Genomic DNA, 20,779 nt, shown 5'->3' on the forward strand with positions numbered 1-20,779 from the left:
GCAGCAATCAAAAAAACAGGATACGGTTATCGTATCCTGCCTTAGCTTTTCATTTTCTGTTTTTCACATATTTCTGCCTAACCAAATATGGTCTGCACCAGCACCATATAAAACACCGTTCCCCCTCCTATGCTGAGCAATGTACTCTTCTTCCATTTATGTAATACCACAATGAACAGTATTGCGATCAGCTCCGGCAGTCCGTAATGCGTACTTTCCGGCACATCCTTCAGACAAAATACCACCAGCAATCCGATCACTGCACAGGGCAGCACTTTTCCCAGATAGGTGATCACAGCCGGCGGTTCCTTTCCTTCCGGGAATATGATAAACGGCAAAAATCGCGTTGTCATAGTCCCCAGGACCACTACCACAACCGTTATGATCTGCTGTGTTATTGTCATAGTCATTCCTTATCCCTCCTGTCCGGCTATATCCCAACTGTCATGCCTAATATTCTCCTGACTTCTGTATACGTTCTTTTTTCTCTTCTCCTCATGCTTCTTCATTCCCAGGAAGCATAAAACGATCGATGCCATTGACGGAAGGATAAACTTCCCGCTTCCAAAGATCACCAGGCAAATTACAGAGCATACAATTCCGACCAGCGCCGGCTTATGATCTTGTGCATCTTCCCACTGATCAATGAACATAACCACAAACAGCGCAGTCATGACAAAATCCAACGATGTACGTCCCTTCTGTTTTACAATTTCCACAGCTGATGCTGACCGTCCATGGTAACAAGATCTCCCTCATTGATATCTCTTTCATACAGGAGGCCGTCATCATGTCGCAGACTCGTTTCATTTCCATTTTCATCTTCCATCAGCACTACTGACATAAGTGCTTCACCCGGCTGCCGCTCTTCACAGCCGAAATCCATGTCTTCTTCTATCTTCAGAACCTTATACTGCATGATCAGATTTCCTCAAGCAGCACATCGTTAACAGCCTCATAAGCGTCCTCAAGCGCATCCAGTGCCTCTGTCAGCGTGTCCATCTTCCGGCTGTCCGCATTTTCTTCCTCATAGGCTTCTATCACTTCAGCCATTACATCCTTCAGCTCTTCCAGTGAGTTTGCAATGTCCTGCAGCTTCTGATCTTTGTCCTCTTTTGATGTGATATTTACGATCTTACTCATAATCCTTCCTCCTGTCGCTTTACTCTCATTCTTTATTCTGATCCTTTATTCTGCATATATCATGTTTTGCATGTCATACTCCACATTTACCCATTGTACCATATCCTGCACGCAGATGCATCGGATATGTTTTCTATCCGCTTTATATAATACCACCGAATTCATAAAAAATTTGGTAAAATCTTACCAAATTACCCGTCTTAGTCTGTTTATACTGATTTTTCCACTCCGGTCTGGTATAATCGATCTAAAGGAGTTTTTCAATTTACAAAACACTCCTTTCCCATTACAAGGAGGCATATTGCCATGAAAGAAAAAACCGACACCTTTAACCAGGGAAAAAGATATTTCTTTTATATTCTGATGTTCGCCATCCTTGGCTGGTTCATTTTTATGCAGATCTTTGGTGCGGATGAACGTTCTTCCGACACCTCAGCAGCCTCTGTGATCTATTCCGGTACCGTTACCTGGCAGAAACCGGATGGAACCACCCAGGAAATCTCCGTTCCGGGCACCTACAAGGTTCCCGTCGGTGACACGATGGTCCTCACCATCCAGCTTCCCGATGATCTTACAGATACCTGCTTTGCCATCCGTTCTTCCTTGCAGGATGTGAATTTTTATGTAGAGGACAACCTCAGGACCAGCTACTCCACGCATAAAACAAGGCTTGTGGGCAAAAACTCCGCCAGCCGTTATGTTTTCTGCCCGGTTTATGCGTCCGATGCCGGCAAAGAGCTCCGTATTGAACTGACCACCTACACCTCCAATTACACCGGAGTTGTCAATCCTGTTTACTGCGGAAACAAGGCAGATATCTGGATATATATTTTCAGCAGATACGGACTGGAAACCTACATTGCTTTTTTTATCCTGTTTGCCGGAATCGTCACGATCCTGTTCAGTTTCGCTTTGGGATTGGTCTATCATACACGATTTGACACGGAATATCTTGGATGGTGCATGGTTATGGGCGCCGTCTGGATGCTGGGTGAATCCAAGCTCCGTCAGTTCCTGGTCCCCAACGCTTCCGCTCTCGGATCTCTGTGCTTCGTTATGATCCTTTTGTGTCCGCTCCCGATCCTGTTTTTTGCGGACAGTCTCCAGAAAGGGCTGCATCACAGATTTTATGTCTGTCTTGGAAGCATCGCAATGATAAACTTTGCAGTCTGTACGATCCTCACTGCTGCAGGTATCGCAGATTATATCGAAACCATGCCTGTAAGTCACGGAATCCTGGCGATCACCGTTGCCACAATATTTGTACACCTTTTCCAATATATACGCACCGAAAAAAACAAGGCCGACCGGCTTTTGCTCATTGGTCTGCTGGCAGCGATCCTGTGTATTGCCGTTGAGGCAACCTCCGTATACTTTGTCACATTAATGTCCGGACTGTTTGTGGGCGCCGGCATGCTGATCCTGCTCTTTGTCAATATTGTAAGAGCCATCAAAAATGTCCAGGATATAGAACTGAAACGCCAGCAAAGCGAAATCCGCAAAAACCAGGAACAGAATGAAAAAATGTCTCTGCAGATGATACAGACCCTTTCCACCACCATTGAGGCAAAGGATGCGTACACCCGCGGTCATTCCTACCGGGTTGCACAATATGCGGCCCTGATCGCAGAGGAGCTGGGCTGGACACCGGAGGAGATCCTGAATCTGAAACGGGCTACTCACCTTCACGACATCGGAAAGATCGGTATCCCGGATCCGTTCCTGAACAAACCGGCACAGCTGACCGATGATGAATACAATCTTATAAAAAAACACACCGTCATCGGCGCCGAGATCCTGAAGGATATAACCCTGATCCCGCATGCGGCAGAAATCGCAAGAAGTCACCATGAACGTTATGACGGAAAAGGCTATCCGGACGGGCTGGCCGGAACAGAAATCCCCATCCATGCCCGGATCGTGGCTGTTGCCGACTGCTACGATGCCATGAACTCCCGCCGAATCTACCGTAATGCGCTTCCACCGGAGGTTGTTTACGAAGAATTCCGCAAAAACCGTGGTACACAGTTCGACCCGGAGATCACAGACATTTTTCTGAAACTGCTCAATGAAAAACGGCTGCCTCAGTGGGATCCTTCCCAGGAAGAACCGGACACCTATAACCTTCCGGATATGCAGCTTACCGTCAGCAAATTCATCTCGGACATAATGGCCACCATAAAAAGTCAGGAAGACGCAAAAAGCTATGATTTCCTTACCGGTCTTCCCATGCGTAACCTGGGCGAACGTCTTACCGCGGAATTTATGCAGACACATGATGGATGTCTGGTATTCCTTGATATGGACAACCTGAAAAAGATCAACGACATCTATGGCCACAAAGCCGGCGACCGTGCACTGAAATGTCTTGGAAAGCTGCTTCAGAAACGGGCAGATCAGGGAATTTCCTGCAGACTTGGCGGAGATGAATTCCTGATGTTCCTTCCGGACACAGATCCTGATTCCCTATCTCTGCAGATGGACGATCTGTTCCAGAAATTTCACACCATCACTACCGATGATCCGGAACTCCGGTTTGCCACACTGTCCGCAGGCCTGTGTCTGTGCAGCACCGATGATTCCTTTGAGGACTGCTATTCCAAAGCAGATAAAGCTCTGTATTACGTAAAACAAAACGGCAAAAACCAGTTCTTTTTCTACCAGCAGATCGACCGCAGCACTCTTGCGGCATCCGGTTCCGGAAAGGATCTGGCGCTTGTGGCAGAGTCCCTTCAGAAAAGCGGCATCTATGTAGGTGCTCTTGATCTGAATTACCGGGATTTCGCACGACAGTATGAATACATGAGTCAGCTTGTCACACGCAGCCAGTGCAGATGTTATCTGGCGATGATCACCATCGAGACACTTGTGGATACAGTTCCTGATATCGAATCCATTGAGCAGGCTCTGGAGTATATGGAACAGGCCATCCGGCAGAATATCCGCCGTGTGGATATCTGTACACGCTACAGTTCCCTGCAGTATCTCATCATACTGTTTGAGCCTGACGAAACGCATATCCCGGACATCATAGAACGTATTTTTACCCAATATTACTGTCAGTGTGACAGCCATGATTTCCAGCCATCCTATGAATACCTGGAAATATCTCCACAGGAGTTATAAATACTCCCATGGCATGGACATGATAAAGCCATAACGAAAAAGAGGCCGTCAAGTACGGCCTCTTTTTCGTTAGAATTTTGCAAAATATCATTAAGACGTGGCTCTGGAATTTTCCTGCATGAAACTTTTTCCGTATGTTCGATACAGATAAACCGCCATGAAAATAGTCACGGCTTCTGCCAGCGGCATCGTCATCCAGATGCCTGCAACCCCTATAAGCTTTGGCAGGATCAATATGAACACAGCCACCAGGATCAAAGAACGCATTGATGAGATCAATGCCGAAATAAAACCTTTTCCCAGGGCAGTAAAATATCCGGAAAGAAATACATTTAAACCAATAAACAGGAAAACCGGACTAAACAGCTTCAGGCCATCCCATGTCAATGTAAATACATTTCCGTTCCCGACGAATAAATGGATGATCTGTTTTCCAAATACAAGCGATACTGTAAGGATCAATACTGAACTGATGGCAATCGTAATAAAACTATATCGTGTTATTTCTCTGATCTTATCATGATTTTCAGAGCCATAATTATAGCTTATGATCGGAGCTGCTGCAACGGCAATTCCCATATAAAAAGCGATGAAGAAATAGTAAATATACATAATGATCGTCACAGCCGCAACTCCATCTTCACCAAAATATTGCATGATAATAAGATTAAATAAAAATGTAGTGATCCCGGTAGACATCTCCGTCAGCATTTCACTGCTTCCATTGGTGCAGGATTTCAGAAGAACACTCATGTCGGTCTTCGGTCTGCAAAACCTTATATGGCTGTATTTCAGAAAATAGATAAAGCCGATCAACATGCTTACTGTAATGGAGAGAAATGTTCCCCATGCAGCTCCAAGCGTTCCCAGTCTGAATACAGCCACAAAAATATAGTCGAAAACAATATTAAAAGCCAGACCTGTCAGAGACATGATCATTCCGATGTACGATCTCCCATCCGTCCTCACAAGATATTCAAAAAATAGCTTGAATGACATCGAAACCGATCCTAAAAATATGACAAATGCGTATGGCACCACATGCTCCATCAGGCGCTCACTGCTTCCTAAAAAATACAGATCGGTTTCAGAAAAAGGATTCCCACAGCTGTAAAAGCAACTGAAAGTACGAACAGCACGATCGTGATAAAAGTAAATATCTCATTTGCTTCCTGTTCTCTTTTTTGTCCCATCCGCTCTCCTATGATGGCACCTGATCCCGTTGCAAGCATGACAGATGTTCCGAAAATAACACAGGTGATCGGAATAACAATATTAATTCCTGCAAGCGCGTCAGAGCCTGCATACCGTGATACAAAAAATCCATCTATCGTTGTATAAAATGATAAAAAGATCATGGTCAGCACTGATGGAACCAGATATTTTAAAAATTGAGGATAAGACATTTTTGCCTCAAAGTATTTCATTTCTATAAAAGCCTCCTGCTTAGTTACATAATCAGTCAAAATCTCTGGTAATGTTCGTAAGCCATTTATTTCTGAAATAGTGGATGAACACCACAGGCATTTTTTCGAACTCATCCAGGGTCATTATAAAATATACCCAGACAGGCGGCAGTTTTAAAACATATGCTGCAAGGAAGGTGAGAGGAACTGCAACAAGCCACATAAATATGGAATCTACGATCATTCCGAACCTGGAATCGCCACCTCCTCTGAAGCATCCGCATATAAGACAGGTATTGATACCCTCTCCTACAAGACGCCAGGTTGTCATGATTATAAAAATACCAAGATAATAAATGGCTGTCTCTGTCAGTTTATCCCGGTAGAAGTCCAGTATCATAGGGCGGACTGCCAGAATAATGGCACATCCGATGAGACTTACGATAATTGTTATTCTCAGCATACGTTTCCCATATTCTCTGGCTGTATCCTTGTGATCTTTACCAAGCTCCTGGCTGATAATGATGGTAGTAGCGTTGGCAAAACCGCGACAGGCGATGGCACCAATGTTTACCACCATAACAGCAACTGCATTTGCAGCAACCATATCATCGCCAATGTGGCCAAGGATCGCTGCGAACGCTGAACTGGCAAAGCTCCAGACAACATCATTTATCACAGCCGGAGAAGCAATTTTCATAAAGTCCCTGAACAGAATACCGGATTTCGCACAGAAATATTTTATCCGAAATCTGACATCGGAGCTGTTTAATGAATAGATGAGACAGATCAATACCTCTGCGATCCTGGCAATAACAGTACCAAGGGCAACACCGGTAACACCAAGCTTTGGAAGTCCAAACAGGCCAAAGATAAAGGTGGCATTACAAAATACATTGACGCAAAGCGATACAATGTATGTAACAGAAGGCAGCATTATTTTTCCGACACTTCGAAGGGCACTCATGAAAACCTGAGAGAAGCCCATAAACATAAAGGAAAATGAGACCACCTTCAAATACTCGCTGCCGGCAGCAATCGTATCCGGACTGTTTGTAAAAATCTTCATGATCGTAGTCGGCATGGAAAAGGAGATAACGAAAAATACAAGAGAAACGATCAGTGAGATCCGCTCCGCCAGGCCGAGAATCTTTTCTACTGTCTTTTTATCACCCTTTCCCCAGTACTGGGCACATAAAACCGAAGTACCTGTAGCCATACCATAATACAAACAGAAAAGAATAAATGTGTACTGGTTGGCAAGAGATGAAGCTGACATGGCAGTCTGGCTTACATATCCTAGCATTACAGTATCCGCAACATTTACTAATGTTCCGATCAGATTTTGGATCATGATCGGAAATGCTAATTTTGATGCATATTTTAAAAAATCTTTTTTATTCAGCATCGGTCAGATCCTCCGTGAATTCCGATAAGATATTTACTTATAAAGAACAGTATATCATATACCCTACAAAACCGCGAGGTTTTTTCAGTACTCTTTCCAATATAATCCTCAATTGTATACTATATTTCACCCTCTGGTCATATTTCCATTGTACATAAAAAACAATATCACTTTAACGCAAAAAATCATTCTATTTTTTCACTTCTATGATATAATATTTTATTGCGAAACTAATAAAACGAGGTGAACCAGGTGAAGAAAAAACAATTGTACCTCTTATCGTTTTTTTACTGGGCATATGCCTTGTTGGTTTAATTGTATACAAAATAGACTCACATGAAACTGAACAACAACACATAAAAGCACAATTAAATGCAACAACCTACGGCGAACGTATAAAAATGAGATTACAAATGGAATTGCGATCACAGATACGCTAAAGCAGGTCCTGATCAGTGAAAACGGAAAGATCAGTCAGTTTGACACAATTGCGGAAAATATTATGTCTGACGTTATTGAAAGCATACAGCTTGCTCCGGATGGTAATGTAACAGATATTTATCCTTCTGAGGGAACGGAAGCGAGTAAGATCAATCTGCTCCAGGATAAAGATTGCAGCAAAATTTCCTGTTACGCAAGAGACAATCACGTGATCATTACACAAGGTCCTTTCGATTTAAAACAGGACGGCTGTGGAATTGCTGTCCGCAATCCAGTCTACCTGAAAGATGAAAACAACCAGGAATATTTCTGGGGATTTACCATTGTTATCCTACGTGTTCCTGACATTTTTTCAGATGCGATCAGTGCACTTTCGGATTTCGGATATGAATACAGGCTCTCAAAAACCGACGCTCCCTGGAACGATACTTATAAAGTTGTTTATCAGTCAGACGACCAATTAACTCCTACTGTTTCTTATGGTTTTACGATAGGGGAAGAGAACTGGACATTAGAAGTAGCTCCTGAAAGCGGATGGAGAAACCTTAGATTACTGGTAATCGTCGGCGGAATGTTTACTACTGTCGTTTTACTTTTCTCAGGTCTTACCCGGGTATGGTTAGTATCGAAAGAAAATAAAAACAAATTTCAAATACTGGCACACACAGATTCTCTCACCGATATTTACAACCGCTATGGATTTGATGAATTAGCCGAAAGGATGATCACTAAAAATCCAAAATCGCATTTTGTGGCCGCACTCCTTGATATTGATGACTTTAAGTTTATTAATGATATTTACGGACATGTCTATGGAGACAGGGCATTAAAGAGTCTTACAGATAGCATGAAGGCTTTTTTCCCAAAAAACACATTACTGGGAAGAAACGGTGGCGATGAGTTCTGCATTCTTCTGCCGGATCATACCTATAAAGAAGCGGGAGAACTGCTGCTACAATTTACCAAGCTTCCAAAGACATTTTCATGCAAGGGAAAAGAATATCCGTTTTTTATTTCTCTCGGATATGCAGAATATCCAACCTTTGCATCCAGCCGTTCACAGCTTATGCGCTGTGCAGATGCAGCACTTTATGAAATAAAGCTTCACGGAAAAAACGGATGTATGGCTTACAGGGAGGGGCTCCGGTCAGGAGTCCGCAAACAGCTCGGATTTGCATTCAAGGATATCTCTGAACACCTTCCGGGTGCATTTATCATATACAGAGCGGACAAAGATGATGATGAACTCCTGTATGCAAACCATGAGTTCCTTCAAATGACCGGATATAAAACTATAGATGAACTCTTCAGCCTTACAAATAAAAGCTTCCACAACCTGATCCGTGAGGATGAACAGCAGCAGATAGAAGCAAGCATCTGGAAACAGATCGATGCCGGCAATAAGAATGATTACATCCACTTTCATCTTCGAAAAGCTGACGGCACTTACCTTTCTGTTCTTGATCACGGAAGGATTGTAGACAGCCAGCAATACGGAAGAGTATTTTATGTATTGTTTATGGACTGGGAAGCCATGCATGTTCATTACAGTGATAAATTTTCCGGCTAAGGTACAGACATCTCAGTCTGTATCTTAGCCGGCTGTTTTTTTCCTGAACAATTCAACATCTTATAATATGTATTCCATCTGCCTTTCTTTTGTCCGCATTCCCATTTTTTCATAAAATTTTTCTGCTGAAGTATTTCCTGCCCACACATTCAATGTCACTTCATAGCATCCTAGCTGCTTTGCTTTATTTTTTACATATTCAAACAGGCTTTCCCCAATATGCTGACCTCGTGTCTCCTGATCGACACACAGGTCATCTATAAAAAGAGATTTAAACGGTACCATATTGTTTGAAAAAGGCTGCTCCTTTAATTGACAAAATGCATACCCCACACAAACATCAGCCTCATCCGCTGCAACATATATTGGCTTTTCTTCATTTTTCAAAAGCTCTGTCAATTCGTCTGTCGTATATTTTGTTGTGCCCGGAATAAAAATATCAGGCCTTATATCTGCATGGATCTGCAGCACCTGTCCTAACAATTCCAGGATCCTCGGAATATCTTTTTCTTCTGCTTTTCTGATGAGCATTTTTTTCCTCCTATTTTTCAATAACTGATTTCATAGATTCTTTATACATACACCATAATACCATCGTGTGAACGCTTATAACAATAGAATCTCTTTAAGCAGTCTCACTTTCCTTTTGCATTATAATGAAAAAGTTTATCGTTTTCCGTGATGTATATCACATTTTTATTCCTGAATCCGTATCATTACAGACAGTCAGCTCAAAATGGTTTCTGTTTGTTTTTATAAGTCCTTCTTTTTGCAGCTTTGATATCTCCGAAGACATTGCCGCACGGTCAATGCAAAGATAATCTGCCAGCTGCTGCCGGTCAAAAGGAATATCAAAGGATAACGATGCCTGTCTGATAGATACCGACGACAGATAGGACAACAGCTTATCCCTTGTCGTTCGCTTGCCCACATGTGTGATCTTATCGTTGAGGATCAGGATCTTATTTGCCAGGACACCGACCAGGTTACGGATCAGCTTCTGATGATGCTCACATACTATTGGGCAGGAAACCAGAAGCCTTTGAACATTTAATAAAATAATCTCACAATCTTCGTCTGCTACCACACTGACATTCAGAACAGCTCCCGGACTTGCTGCATATGGTTCACCAAAAAAATCTCCCGCATGACATTTTGACAGAATATTCCGATGTCCCCACAGGTCTTCCTGAATAACAAGAACACAGCCTGCCACCACAAGTCCCATTACTTCGGTAGAGTCTCCGGCTCTGAAAATATAAGAATCCCGTTTTCTGGAGATCGTTGCTGCATTTACACAATGCAGTATGGATAATATCTCATTATCAGTAAGACCTTTAAAGAAAGGGCTCGTTCTTAGAATGGGTAAATATTTTTTCAAAATTAATCCTCCTGTTGGAAATCAAACATACACGTTGTAATTATTATACTATACTCCTAACAGAAACCAAGGATAAATACTACTGGTCGAGGATAAAATAATAAGAAAGATCCTTCGAAAAAATCACAGAATAAAAGGAGAATACAATAATGGATAAAAAATGTTTTGTTTTCAGTGTGAACAGACTGTCGGGTGTACCGGCTGCACCGGAAATTCCGGTGTCTGTGGAAAAAAGCAGATACAGCGAAATTACAGGACGAACTGACAGGTGCGTTGATCAGTCTGGCTAAAGCTGCCGACAGCACGGAAACTATTTCAAAAAGAACCGGACAGATCATAATCGAAGGACTGTTTACTACAGTTACAAATGTAAGTTTTGACAATGCAGCAATCGAAAATATGATACAAAAAGTCAGAGCTGAAAAAGAAAGACTGGCTCCTGACTGCAGAACAAAGGAATATGATCTTCAGCAGCTGTGGAATGCCAATGAAGATATCCGCTCCTTGAAATCTCTTATTCTCTTTGGTATCCGCGGAATGGCTGCCTATGCCTATCATGCAAATGTTCTGAATTATGAAGATGCCGAAGTGAATCAGTTCTTCTGCGAGGCATTATCTAAGATCGGTTATGAAGAAAGCACAGAAGCACTGCTTTCCACAGTACTCAAAACAGGAGAGATCAATCTGAAGTGCATGGCACTTCTTGATAAGGCAAATACAGAAACCTATGGAACACCAGAGCCAACTGATGTTACACTTACGGTAGAAAAAGGGCCTTTTATTGTCGTGACCGGACATGATCTGAAAGATCTGCAGCTTTTACTTGAACAGACTGAGGGAAAAGGAATCAATATCTATACACATGGTGAAATGCTCCCTGCCCATGCCTATCCATTCTTAAAGAAATACTCTCACCTGAAAGGCAATTTCGGAACTGCATGGCAGAATCAGCAGAAAGAGTTTGACCATCTTCCGGCCCCGATCCTCTACACTACCAACTGTCTGATGCCTCCAAAAAGCAGCTACGCTGACAGAGTGTTTACAACAGAAGTGGTTGCCTTCCCGGGAGCTGTCCATATTGACGAGAAGAAAGATTTCACACCGCTTATTGAAAAAGCACTGGAGCTGGGTGGTTACAAAGAAGATCGGACGTTCTCCGGTATCAACGGTGGTAATAAAGTGACAACTGGTTTTGGTCATGCAGCTATCCTGTCCCATGCAGGTACTGTGGTAGAAGCCGTAAAATCAGGCGCGATCCGCCATTTCTTCCTGGTTGCCGGCTGTGACGGTGCCAAGCCAGGTCGAAACTATTATACGGAATTTGTGAAACAGACACCTTCTGACAGTATCGTTCTCACCCTGGCATGTGGAAAATTCCGTTTCAATGATCTCGATCTGGGAGAGATCGGTGGTCTGCCACGACTGATGGATATGGGTCAGTGTAATGATGCTTATGGTGCGATCCAGGTTGCTGTGGCACTTGCAGATGCATTTGGATGTTCTGTAAATGAGCTTCCGCTTTCCTTCGTACTCTCCTGGTATGAACAGAAAGCAGTCTGTATCCTGTTAACCCTCCTGCATCTGGGTATCAAAAATATCCGCCTTGGTCCTTCTCTTCCGGCGTTCCTGTCTCCTAATATTCTGAACTTTCTGGTTGAAAATTATGGCATTGCACCTATCACCACACCGGAAGAAGATATCAAAGCACTGATGAACCAGTAAAAGTAAATTTTTCAAAGCCTTTACAAAATCAACAAAGCCGATACAGGATTCCAAAAGTCCTGCATCGGCTTTATTTACAGGTCTAAAGACTCGGATCAGCCGACAACACTTTTAAACATGTGCAGCGATATTCTGATGGAGTTAAATGATAACGTTTTTTAAACAATCTGCAAAAATAATCAACGTTATGAAATCCGCTTTCATAAGCGATCGTTTTTACTTTTTTATTCGTATTTTTCAATAACCAGGAAGCTGCCTGAAGTCGATATCCTATCAGATAATTAACCGGTGTAGTATGTAAAAAACGGTGGAACAAATTAAGTGCAGTACTTTTGCTGATTCCTATATACGAAGCAATTTCATCCAGAGACAAATTGCGATTATAGTTTTCATGTATATATTGCATGATCAACTGCACTCTTTTCTGTGCAACTTCATCCACTGTCTGTACATCTCCTTTATCAGATAACTTTACATTTTCATAAAAAGTCAGCCATAAATCCTGCAGCAATGCCAAAGTAGCAAGTTCTCTTATTTTCTCATTCCTCTGTATTTCCATTATTTTTATCATAGTTTGTATGATCTTTGTTTGCCATAGTTCATCAGGCTGAAAACGCTGGAAATATATATTCGATGAAATGATTGGCAAGATATATTTCTTATAGATCAGGCTGTTCTCCGGCGCAATAAATTCCGGCATACATACAAAGTTAGGAATGATACCACCTGATGATGCGTAAAAGCGGTGCAATATTTTAGAATTAATAAAAATTGCTTCTCCTTCTGACAATATAATCTGTTTTTCTCCTATTCCGCATGTAACTTGTCCGGACTCGACATATAAAAACTCAAATTCTCTGTGCCAGTGCCACTCAATACAATGAAAATCAAACAATTCCAGATTATCATAATAATACTGGAATGGATAATCACTGCTTCCATGCTGTTTAATTTCCATGAACTCCTCGTCTGTAAGTATTTTATTATAATCCATCCCATATCACGTTCTTTCTTTTTTACGATATTATACAGTATTTCTACAATTTAATTCAATGTATATATCTGATATTTGCTATATAATCAAGTAAAAAAGAAAAGAGGTATTCTTATGATTTTTAAATGGATGAATGAAAGTGAGATCAACATTGAGGGCGACAAAATTGAAATAACCGCACCACCCAGAACAGACTTTTTTGTGGAAGTATTGATGAATGTGAAGATTGAACATAAAACTGTTAAAAACATTCGGAGAGGAAAATAAAAAATGAATGCTGTAAAAAAACTAACTACCATAAGACAAAAATAGCCTGTTATATGGGATTTATCACACAGGCTATTGCGGCAAACTTCGCACCGCTTCTTTTTTTGAAATTTCACAGTGACTACCATATTTCTCTCGGTAACATTGCTCTGATATCCACTTTCTTCTTTTTCACACAGCTTCTGGTTGATCTGTTCTGTGCCAAATTCGTAGATCATATCGGATATCGTGTGTGCATTGTTGCATCAGAAATATTTGCTGCATTGGGTCTGCTTGGACTGGCATTTTTACCTGATTTTTTACCTGATCCTTTTATTGGAATTATATGTAGTGTTATTGTTTATGCCATCGGAAGCGGTTTAATAGAAGTACTTTGCAGTCCTATTATCGAGGCCTGTCCGTTTGAAAACAAAGAAGCAACTATGAGTCTGCTCCATTCGTTTTACTGTTGGGGAGCTGTTGGGACAATTTTGATTTCCAGCTTATTTTTCCTGATATTTGGAATAGACAGTTGGAAGTGGCTCGCCGTAATATGGGCAATCATTCCTGCAATTAATACTTATAACTTCATGACCTGTCCCATTGAATCTCTGGTTGACAATGGTTCTGGAATGGGAATTAAGGATCTGTTTTCCAAGCCATTTTTCTGGGTTGCAATATGTCTGATGATCTGTTCCGGAGCTTCTGAACTTGCAATGGCTCAATGGGCATCTGCTTATGCAGAATCAGCACTGGGATTATCAAAAGCTCTGGGAGATCTAACAGGTCCCTGCATGTTTGCAGTAACAATGGGAATCAGCCGTATAATTTTTGGTAAATATGGAGAGCAGTTAGATTTAATGAAGTTTATGAGTGGTTCAGGCATATTATGCGTTGTCTGTTATCTGCTTACTGCTTTGTCATCCAACCCGATCATCGGACTGATCGGTTGTATTGCATGTGGATTTTCAGTTGGAATCATGTGGCCTGGAACCATCAGTATTTCCTCAAAAACTTTTCCAACAGGTGGAACGGCTATGTTCTCTCTTCTTGCCATGGCAGGAGATTTAGGTGGCAGCATTGGACCTGGAATTGTTGGTCGTATCACTCAGAATGCTGGAAATAATATTAAGATCGGCATGGGATTCGGACTTATTTTTCCAGTAATTCTATTGTTTATGTTATTCCTGCTGTATCGGAAGAAGATATCAAAGCACTGACTTATTGATTGTAATTATATTTTTTCACTCTGCAAACCCGGAAGCTGTATCATCACTTTGCTGCCAGATACTATAGACCTGATACAGCATTGAGCGGAACCTGAAGATTTCTGGTAAAATTGTCATGATTTCCGCATGCCAGCATCTTCATCTGTACCCGCATTGCAGAACTCAGATTTAATATCATCATGATCGCAGTACGTGCCACACGTTCTGTGCTGTATGCCAGGATATTACAAACTGTAATCCCCTTCTTCCGTGCTGCTATCAGTCGGCCATGATCTCCGAAGAGCCACATAGGATATTAAAAAGTTCGCAAACCAACCAGCTGGTACAGCAAGCCAGACAAATACAATGCCAAAACGCGGTGCACAGATCAAAGCAACAGACAGGCGGATCGCCAGGTTCACCATATTTGCAATGAGGAACGGGCGCATGATCCCAAGACCACGAAGAACCCCATCGGTTGCCATTTTGATTCCCATAAAGATGAAAAAGTAACCAAGCCATCTCATATAGCCCTCGGATACCTGATAGGCCAGGGCAGTTCCATCTTTACCAAGGAATAGCGAGGAAATCTGCGTGTGCAGTGTTTCAATGACTATAAAAGCAAGAACTGCAAAACATACATCTAACACCAGTGCAGCGTGATATCCTTTTTTGATCCGTTCAATTTTCTTTGCGCCAAGATTCTGGGAAACATATGGGGAAACCGCATTGCCAATGGATACAAAAATCAATGAAAAAACATTCTCTACCCGCATCGTCGCCGCATACCCCGCAAGTGCCTGTGTACCGAAGGGATTTACAACAGCCTGTACGATCATCATACCGATGGACACTGTAGACTGCTGAAGAACCGAAGGTACAGCAATTTGAAGCATGGAATGTAACTCCTGCCTGTCAAACCAGTCAAAATGACTTTTATATCGACGCATCCGGCTAAGGAAAAGCAAAAGTGAAAACACCGCAGAAATTCCCTGTGCTATAAGAGTCGCAAGGGCTGCACCAAACACACCGAGACCAAGTCCGGCCACCATCCAGAGATCCATAAAAATATTTAAGATTGACGAAAATATCAGGAGCCCCAGCGGGATTTTTGATTCGCCTATGGAAGTAAACATATTGGAAAGAATGTTATACATAAACAGAAACGGAAATCCCACGAAATAGACCCTCAGATATAACACTGCATCATCCAGTATATCGCCAGGGGTTTGTAACACACTCATCATCCAGTGGGAAAAGCAAAATCCAAAAACCCCAAGGACTATACTTAGAATTAAAAAGCTAAACAAGGATGTTGACACGATGGTCTTCATTTTTCCATACTCCCTGGCACCGAAATAGCGGCTCACCAGCACACCGGCACCGACACCTGCCCCCAGTGCCACACAAATAAAAACATTGGTCAGCGCTGCACAGGCCCCGACAGCTGCAAGTGCGGAGGAACCAACAAATTGGCCGACGATGATAGAGTCAGCCATATTGTATATTTGCTGAAAAAAGCTGCCCAAAATCATTGGCATTGCAAAAACCGTCAGCGCTTTAAGAGGCGCATCTGTGATCAAATATTCATCTTTTGACATTATCATATTCCTCCACAGGTTTCATAATTTCATTTATTGCTACACTGCCCGGCGTTATCAGCTGCAGCTGCAATACAATCTTATCACGTATTAAAGATATTAAAGGATTACGGCTATAGAAATCAGACCCCAAAGCTGAGACGTTCTCTCAATGAATTTCCCGACCGATCCATTCCATGATCACATTTACAATATATTCCTGCTCCGCTTCTGTCAATTCCCGTCCTTTCGGAATACGATGCCATTTTTCCAGACATCCCCTGCAACAGGTAGCTGTGGCATGCTGGGCTACAAAAACCGGATGCCCTCTCATCGGTGTCTGTTTTCCATCATTTGGTATTTCTGCCGGTGCAAGACGCTTTCTGATAAAATCACAGGCATGCTCACGTACTTTCTCCATTCCCTTTTCTGATACATAACTCCGATCGTTTGCCTTCAGGGAAAAACTGCTTCTGAACTTTGACTGCGACAGGCGTTTCCAGAGATTTCCCTCATAAACTGCCGGTGTCTCACATACCATAGAAGGCTGGATGCTGCCCTTATAGACGATCATCTTATTACTGTCACTTCCGTTCTCATTTGCGGTCTCGTCTACTGCCTCTTTCAAAAGCTGTGCCTTCACTTCCTGTGCTTCTTTGCTGTTCGGCTGCAGACGTCTTGCCAGACATGTATTTCTGCCAGTTGTAGTTTCATTTTTTATCGCATAATACACAGCTTTCTTCTCTCCGACAAGTACCAGGATCTTTTTCGCCCTGGTCACACCCGTATAAAGGAGATTTCTCTGCAGCATGACAAAATGACTCATGGTAAATGGCATGACAACGATTGGATATTCGCTTCCCTGGGATTTGTGGATCGTTACTGCATAGGCAAGCGCCAGTTCGTCCAGCTCTGTCACATCATAGACTACTTCCCGTTCATCAAACAGAACTGTCAGTTCCCGTTCTTCCACGTCAACTTTTGTGATAGTCCCAATATCTCCGTTGAATACTTCCTTATCGTAATCATTCCGGATCTGCATCACCTTATCCTTCAGCCGGTACTGTGTGCCGCCTCTCCGCAGAAAGATCTTTGACGGATTCATGGCTTCCTGCAGCACCTGGTTCAGATTTACTGCCCCACATTCGCCTCTCTGCATCGGAGTCAGCACCTGAATATCCTGCAGTGGATCTACATGATAGTATCTCGGCAGGTTCGTCTTACAATATTGGACGATAGTATCCACCACTTCCTGATTACTCTCTTTGCTAGCAAAGAAAAAGTCGGCATCTTTCCCGCCTCTCATATCAATGCCTTCCCCTCTATTAATCCGGTGTGCATTCATGATGATCCGGCTTCCCTGTGCCTGACGGAAAATCCTGGTCAGACGAACTACAGGAACACATCCGGAATCAATGATATCTCTGAGAACATTGCCCGCTCCGACACTTGGCAGCTGATCAATGTCGCCTACCAGAATCAGAGACATCTGCTGCGGCAATGTTTTTAAAAGATTATACATCAGCATAATATCGATCATGGAACATTCATCCAGTATCAGCACATCTCCTTCCAGCGGATGTTCTTCATTTTTCTGATAGCCTTCCGGAGGTTTATATTCCAATAACCGGTGAATCGTTTTTGCTTCCATTCCAGTTGCTTCTGACATTCTCTTTGCTGCTCTTCCAGTCGGTGCAGCAAGAATGATCTGACATCCAGCCTGCTTATATGCAGAAATAATGCCCAGAGTTGTTGTAGTCTTTCCGGTTCCAGGTCCACCGGTCAGCACCATGACCTTAGAGGAAACCGCTGTCTTTACCGCCTGCCACTGAATCTCGTCATAAGTAATTTCTGATGAAGCTACTACTTTCTTCAATATTTCTTCCGTATCCTCAGATTTCTTCTTTCCACAGGACATCAACCGAAGCAGTCGCTTTGCACAGCCACTTTCTGAAAAATAATATGGGGGCAGATAGATTGCTTCCCGATCTTCTGCTTCATCTCTGATCACATCATTCGTGCGGATCATCTCATCCAAGGTGATCTCCAGCTCCGGTTCTTCCACTTCCAGAAGTTCCTTTGCCCTTCCAGTCAGCTGTTCTCTTGTTGTATAACAATGACCTGCTTCTGCCAGCTTATTCAATGTATAAAAAATACCACTGCGCAGACGGACAAATTTACCTTTGTCAATCCCCATCTTCTGTGCAATGGAATCCGCTGTCTTAAATCCAATTCCCCAGATGTCATCTGCAAGCCGGTATGGGTTCTCCTTTACGATCGCAATGCTCTCACTTCCATACGTCTTGAAAATCTTTGTCGCATGAGAGGTGCTGACCTCATGACTCTGCAGAAAAAGCATGATATTCTTGATCTCTTTCTGCTCCTGCCAGCTTGTTTTGATCCGGTCTACACGTACTTTTCCTATACCTGATACTTTGAGCAGTTCATCTGGTGTCTCTTCAATAACATCCAGTGTATCCTTCCCGAATTTTTCCACAATTCTTTTTGCAAACTTTGGACCAACGCCCTTCACCAGACCGGAACCAAGATATTTTTCAATTCCATATACTGTAGCAGGAAGTGTCTCCTCAAATTTCTCCACCAAAAACTGCCGCCCATATTTGGCATCCATCTTCCACATACCTTCCAGAGACAGCACAGAACCAACATGGGTATCCGGCATCGTGCCAACTACTGTGACAAGATCACTGTAATTCTTCACCGCACATTTCAGAACCGTGTAGCCATTGTCGGCATTCTGATATGTAATTCTCTCAACTACACAACGTAAGTGCTCCATGCCCGTCTCCTTCTACTCATAATTCATCACAAATGACCACAGAATAAAATGCTCTGATCCATAAAAGATCACCAACATACATCCGCTTTACGGCAGAATCTCAAGCCAGTAGCCATCTGGGTCTACGATGAAATTTCTTCTCCTTTTGTACATTCTGTGTTTCTAATGCGTGACTTATATTGCGGATATTCAGTAATAAACCGCTTAATTACATTGGCATCATTCCAGTAATGCATTGGAAAAATGACATTGCAATCTACATTTTTAAGGAAATACAGGATCCCGTCAGCATAGTGATCTCCCTGTCTCGGATCCAAGGGAACAAATGCAGCGTCAAAATGCATACCCTTGATTTTCCTGATCGCCGCGCGATATGCTGAAGTAAGTCTCTGGTTATCAGCTTTCGCCCCACCATCCCAATACCAGTCGTTTAAATCACCGGCATGATAAATGGTACCTTCCTTTGTTTTGACAATAAATGCGACACCACTATCGTTAGATAGCAATGTATCAACTTTGGTTTCATTATCCAAACTATAAGCTTGATCATGATAAACATATGTGATCTTCATATCCGACAAATGATTCCTTTTTCGTATATCATTCGCCAGGATTGCCTGATAAGTCATTCCCATATCATCAAGGATCCCAAAAATTTGTGGGTTAAAATGATCTTTATGGAAGTGACTGCAAAAAACGATCACTTCTTTCTCCTTGTCAAGATTCGGTAATTCACCCTTGTAATAATCAAAAATATAGTAGCAGTCTCTGGTCTCAACCAAAAATCCACTGTGGTTAATGTAAGTAATTTTCATAATATCACCTATATAAATTAACGCCGGTACCGGATAGCAAATCTTTCTTTGCCATGTTTATTTTTCCTTTTTCGAGCGTTTGTAAATTTCACGACAACAGCATTTCTAATGCAGATTTTATCGTATTTTTTAGATTCCGTCCATCCTTTATCCACAGCTGGTAGAAAAATGTGAAATGATACTTTTACAAATTCTATTACTTGTTGTTAGTTCATAATTTATGTATAATCCTGTCTTTGACAGTCCTCTTTCACAGTGTTAATATCCTGCACCAGTGTCCGTATTTTTCAGGATCTTAATAAGACGGCTTGTTCCAAGACGCTCTGCGCCAAGACTGATAAATTTTTCTGCATCATCGAAGGATGAAATTCCACCTGCTGCCTTAACTTTTACATCTTTTCCAATATATTTCTTCATCAGCTCTACATCTGCAAAAGTTGCTCCCGCTGTGGAAAATCCGGTAGAAGTTTTGATAAATTCTGCTCCTGCATTTGTAACGATCTCACACATTTTAATTTTCTCTTCTTCTGTAAGAAGGCATGTCTCAATGATGACTTTGAGGATTCTTCCATCACAAGCTTCATGGATCGCACGAATCTCATTCTCTACTTCCTCATATCTTCCATCCTTTAAAAATCCGATGTTAATAACCATATCGATTTCTGAAGCACCATTTGCAATGGCGTCTTTTGTTTCAAATACCTTTACAGCAGTTGTATTATATCCGTTCGGAAAACCGATCACTGTACAAATCGGAAGTTTTCCCGCTACATATTCTGCTGCCTGTTTTACGTAAGCAGCCGGAATACATGCAGATGCAGCCTCATATTTCATGGCATCATCCAGGATTCCTCGAATATCATCCCATGTTGCAGTCTGTCCAAGTAATGTGTGATCCACCTTTTTTAATATATCTTTTTTATCCATTTTACGTTCCTT

Annotated in this window: 17 protein-coding genes and 3 pseudogenes; 6 read left to right on the forward strand and 14 right to left on the reverse strand. The window is 42.2% G+C overall.

The features are described 5' to 3' along the window. Positions 1 to 77 precede the first annotated feature (77 nt). Genes CK1_RS11700 through CK1_RS11715 form a run of 4 tightly spaced genes read right to left on the reverse strand, consistent with a single transcriptional unit; the run spans position 78 to position 1,143 of the window. Positions 78 to 410 (reverse strand): branched-chain amino acid transporter permease, encoded by a 333-nt coding sequence (locus CK1_RS11700; RefSeq protein ID WP_015526437.1) that lies wholly within the window; start codon positions 408 to 410, stop codon positions 78 to 80. Positions 411 to 413: 3 nt separating this feature from the next. Further along, positions 414 to 719: an ABC transporter permease family protein gene (locus CK1_RS11705; protein WP_306288897.1), complete on the reverse strand. Its 306-nt coding sequence runs from the start codon at positions 717 to 719 to the stop codon at positions 414 to 416. Further along, entirely contained in the window at positions 707 to 919 is a 213-nt protein-coding gene (locus CK1_RS11710) for a hypothetical protein (protein ID WP_015526438.1), read from the reverse strand. Before CK1_RS11710 ends, CK1_RS11705 begins: the two co-directional genes overlap by 13 nt. Before the next feature lie 2 nt (positions 920 to 921). Next, complete coding sequence (locus tag CK1_RS11715; protein ID WP_015526439.1) at positions 922 to 1,143, reverse strand: hypothetical protein; 222 nt, start codon at positions 1,141 to 1,143, stop codon at positions 922 to 924. 306 nt (positions 1,144 to 1,449) lie between these two features. Here CK1_RS11715 and CK1_RS11720 point away from each other — a divergent pair, with 306 nt between their 5' ends. Further along, on the forward strand, positions 1,450 to 4,269 hold the full coding sequence (locus CK1_RS11720) for a bifunctional diguanylate cyclase/phosphohydrolase (RefSeq protein WP_015526440.1): 2,820 nt from the start codon (positions 1,450 to 1,452) through the stop codon (positions 4,267 to 4,269). A gap of 90 nt (positions 4,270 to 4,359) precedes the next feature. Here the strand turns inward: CK1_RS11720 and CK1_RS11725 are convergent, their stop codons facing one another. The 3 genes and pseudogenes from CK1_RS11725 to CK1_RS11735 all read right to left on the reverse strand — a co-directional run bounded on the left by CK1_RS11725 (position 4,360) and on the right by CK1_RS11735 (position 7,083). Further along, positions 4,360 to 5,208 carry an MATE family efflux transporter gene (locus CK1_RS11725; protein WP_015526441.1) on the reverse strand — a complete coding sequence of 283 codons (849 nt, stop codon included), beginning with the start codon at positions 5,206 to 5,208 and terminating at the stop codon, positions 4,360 to 4,362. Between the two features lie 9 nt (positions 5,209 to 5,217). Further along, a pseudogene (locus CK1_RS18355) lies at positions 5,218 to 5,810 on the reverse strand (MATE family efflux transporter); the annotation flags it as partial. Beyond that, complete coding sequence (locus tag CK1_RS11735; RefSeq protein ID WP_015526443.1) at positions 5,728 to 7,083, reverse strand: MATE family efflux transporter; 1,356 nt, start codon at positions 7,081 to 7,083, stop codon at positions 5,728 to 5,730. The pseudogene CK1_RS18355 and the gene CK1_RS11735, both read right to left, overlap by 83 nt. A gap of 502 nt (positions 7,084 to 7,585) precedes the next feature. Between CK1_RS11735 and CK1_RS11740 the strand changes: the two genes are divergently transcribed. Beyond that, the gene (locus CK1_RS11740) at positions 7,586 to 9,094 is read left to right on the forward strand and encodes a sensor domain-containing diguanylate cyclase (RefSeq protein ID WP_015526444.1); all 1,509 of its coding nucleotides are present in this window, start codon (positions 7,586 to 7,588) and stop codon (positions 9,092 to 9,094) included. Positions 9,095 to 9,154: 60 nt separating this feature from the next. Here CK1_RS11740 and CK1_RS11745 read toward each other — a convergent pair whose 3' ends face one another. Both CK1_RS11745 and CK1_RS11750 read right to left on the reverse strand, forming a co-directional pair. Beyond that, entirely contained in the window at positions 9,155 to 9,625 is a 471-nt protein-coding gene (locus tag CK1_RS11745; protein ID WP_015526445.1) for a GNAT family N-acetyltransferase, read from the reverse strand. 157 nt (positions 9,626 to 9,782) lie between these two features. Further along, positions 9,783 to 10,475, reverse strand: a complete 693-nt coding sequence (locus CK1_RS11750) for a Crp/Fnr family transcriptional regulator (RefSeq protein WP_022427006.1) — start codon at positions 10,473 to 10,475, stop codon at positions 9,783 to 9,785. 160 nt (positions 10,476 to 10,635) lie between these two features. Between CK1_RS11750 and hcp the strand changes: the two are divergent. Beyond that, positions 10,636 to 12,197 (forward strand): annotated as a pseudogene (hcp, locus tag CK1_RS11755) (hydroxylamine reductase). A gap of 82 nt (positions 12,198 to 12,279) precedes the next feature. On the opposite strand, the gene CK1_RS11760 reads toward hcp, so the two are convergent. Next, positions 12,280 to 13,155 carry an AraC family transcriptional regulator gene (locus CK1_RS11760; protein ID WP_302415853.1) on the reverse strand — a complete coding sequence of 292 codons (876 nt, stop codon included), beginning with the start codon at positions 13,153 to 13,155 and terminating at the stop codon, positions 12,280 to 12,282. Positions 13,156 to 13,305: 150 nt separating this feature from the next. Between CK1_RS11760 and CK1_RS11765 the strand changes: the two genes are divergently transcribed. Continuing rightward, positions 13,306 to 13,458: a hypothetical protein gene (locus tag CK1_RS11765; RefSeq protein ID WP_015526448.1), complete on the forward strand. Its 153-nt coding sequence runs from the start codon at positions 13,306 to 13,308 to the stop codon at positions 13,456 to 13,458. 53 nt (positions 13,459 to 13,511) lie between these two features. Then, positions 13,512 to 14,657, forward strand: coding sequence for an MFS transporter (locus CK1_RS11770; RefSeq protein ID WP_015526449.1), 1,146 nt, complete (start codon positions 13,512 to 13,514; stop codon positions 14,655 to 14,657). 233 nt (positions 14,658 to 14,890) lie between these two features. Here CK1_RS11770 and CK1_RS11780 read toward each other — a convergent pair whose 3' ends face one another. Next, the gene (locus CK1_RS11780; protein WP_015526450.1) at positions 14,891 to 16,246 is read right to left on the reverse strand and encodes an MATE family efflux transporter; all 1,356 of its coding nucleotides are present in this window, start codon (positions 16,244 to 16,246) and stop codon (positions 14,891 to 14,893) included. A gap of 35 nt (positions 16,247 to 16,281) precedes the next feature. Between CK1_RS11780 and CK1_RS11785 the strand changes: the two are divergent. Next, positions 16,282 to 16,365 (forward strand): annotated as a pseudogene (locus CK1_RS11785) (AsnC family transcriptional regulator); the annotation flags it as partial. Positions 16,366 to 16,394: 29 nt separating this feature from the next. Here the strand turns inward: CK1_RS11785 and recD2 are convergent. From recD2 to deoC, 3 genes are all read right to left on the reverse strand, one after another. Next, complete coding sequence (gene recD2, locus CK1_RS11790; protein ID WP_015526451.1) at positions 16,395 to 19,025, reverse strand: SF1B family DNA helicase RecD2; 2,631 nt, start codon at positions 19,023 to 19,025, stop codon at positions 16,395 to 16,397. 122 nt (positions 19,026 to 19,147) lie between these two features. Further along, positions 19,148 to 19,840 carry an MBL fold metallo-hydrolase gene (locus tag CK1_RS11795; protein ID WP_015526452.1) on the reverse strand — a complete coding sequence of 231 codons (693 nt, stop codon included), beginning with the start codon at positions 19,838 to 19,840 and terminating at the stop codon, positions 19,148 to 19,150. A gap of 258 nt (positions 19,841 to 20,098) precedes the next feature. After that, entirely contained in the window at positions 20,099 to 20,767 is a 669-nt protein-coding gene (gene deoC / locus CK1_RS11800; protein WP_015526453.1) for a deoxyribose-phosphate aldolase, read from the reverse strand. Between the last annotated feature and the right edge of the window lie 12 nt (positions 20,768 to 20,779).

The sequence above is a fragment of the Ruminococcus sp. SR1/5 genome, from assembly GCF_000209835.1.
GTDB classification, from domain to species: Bacteria; Bacillota; Clostridia; order Lachnospirales; family Lachnospiraceae; genus Blautia_A; species Blautia_A fusiformis.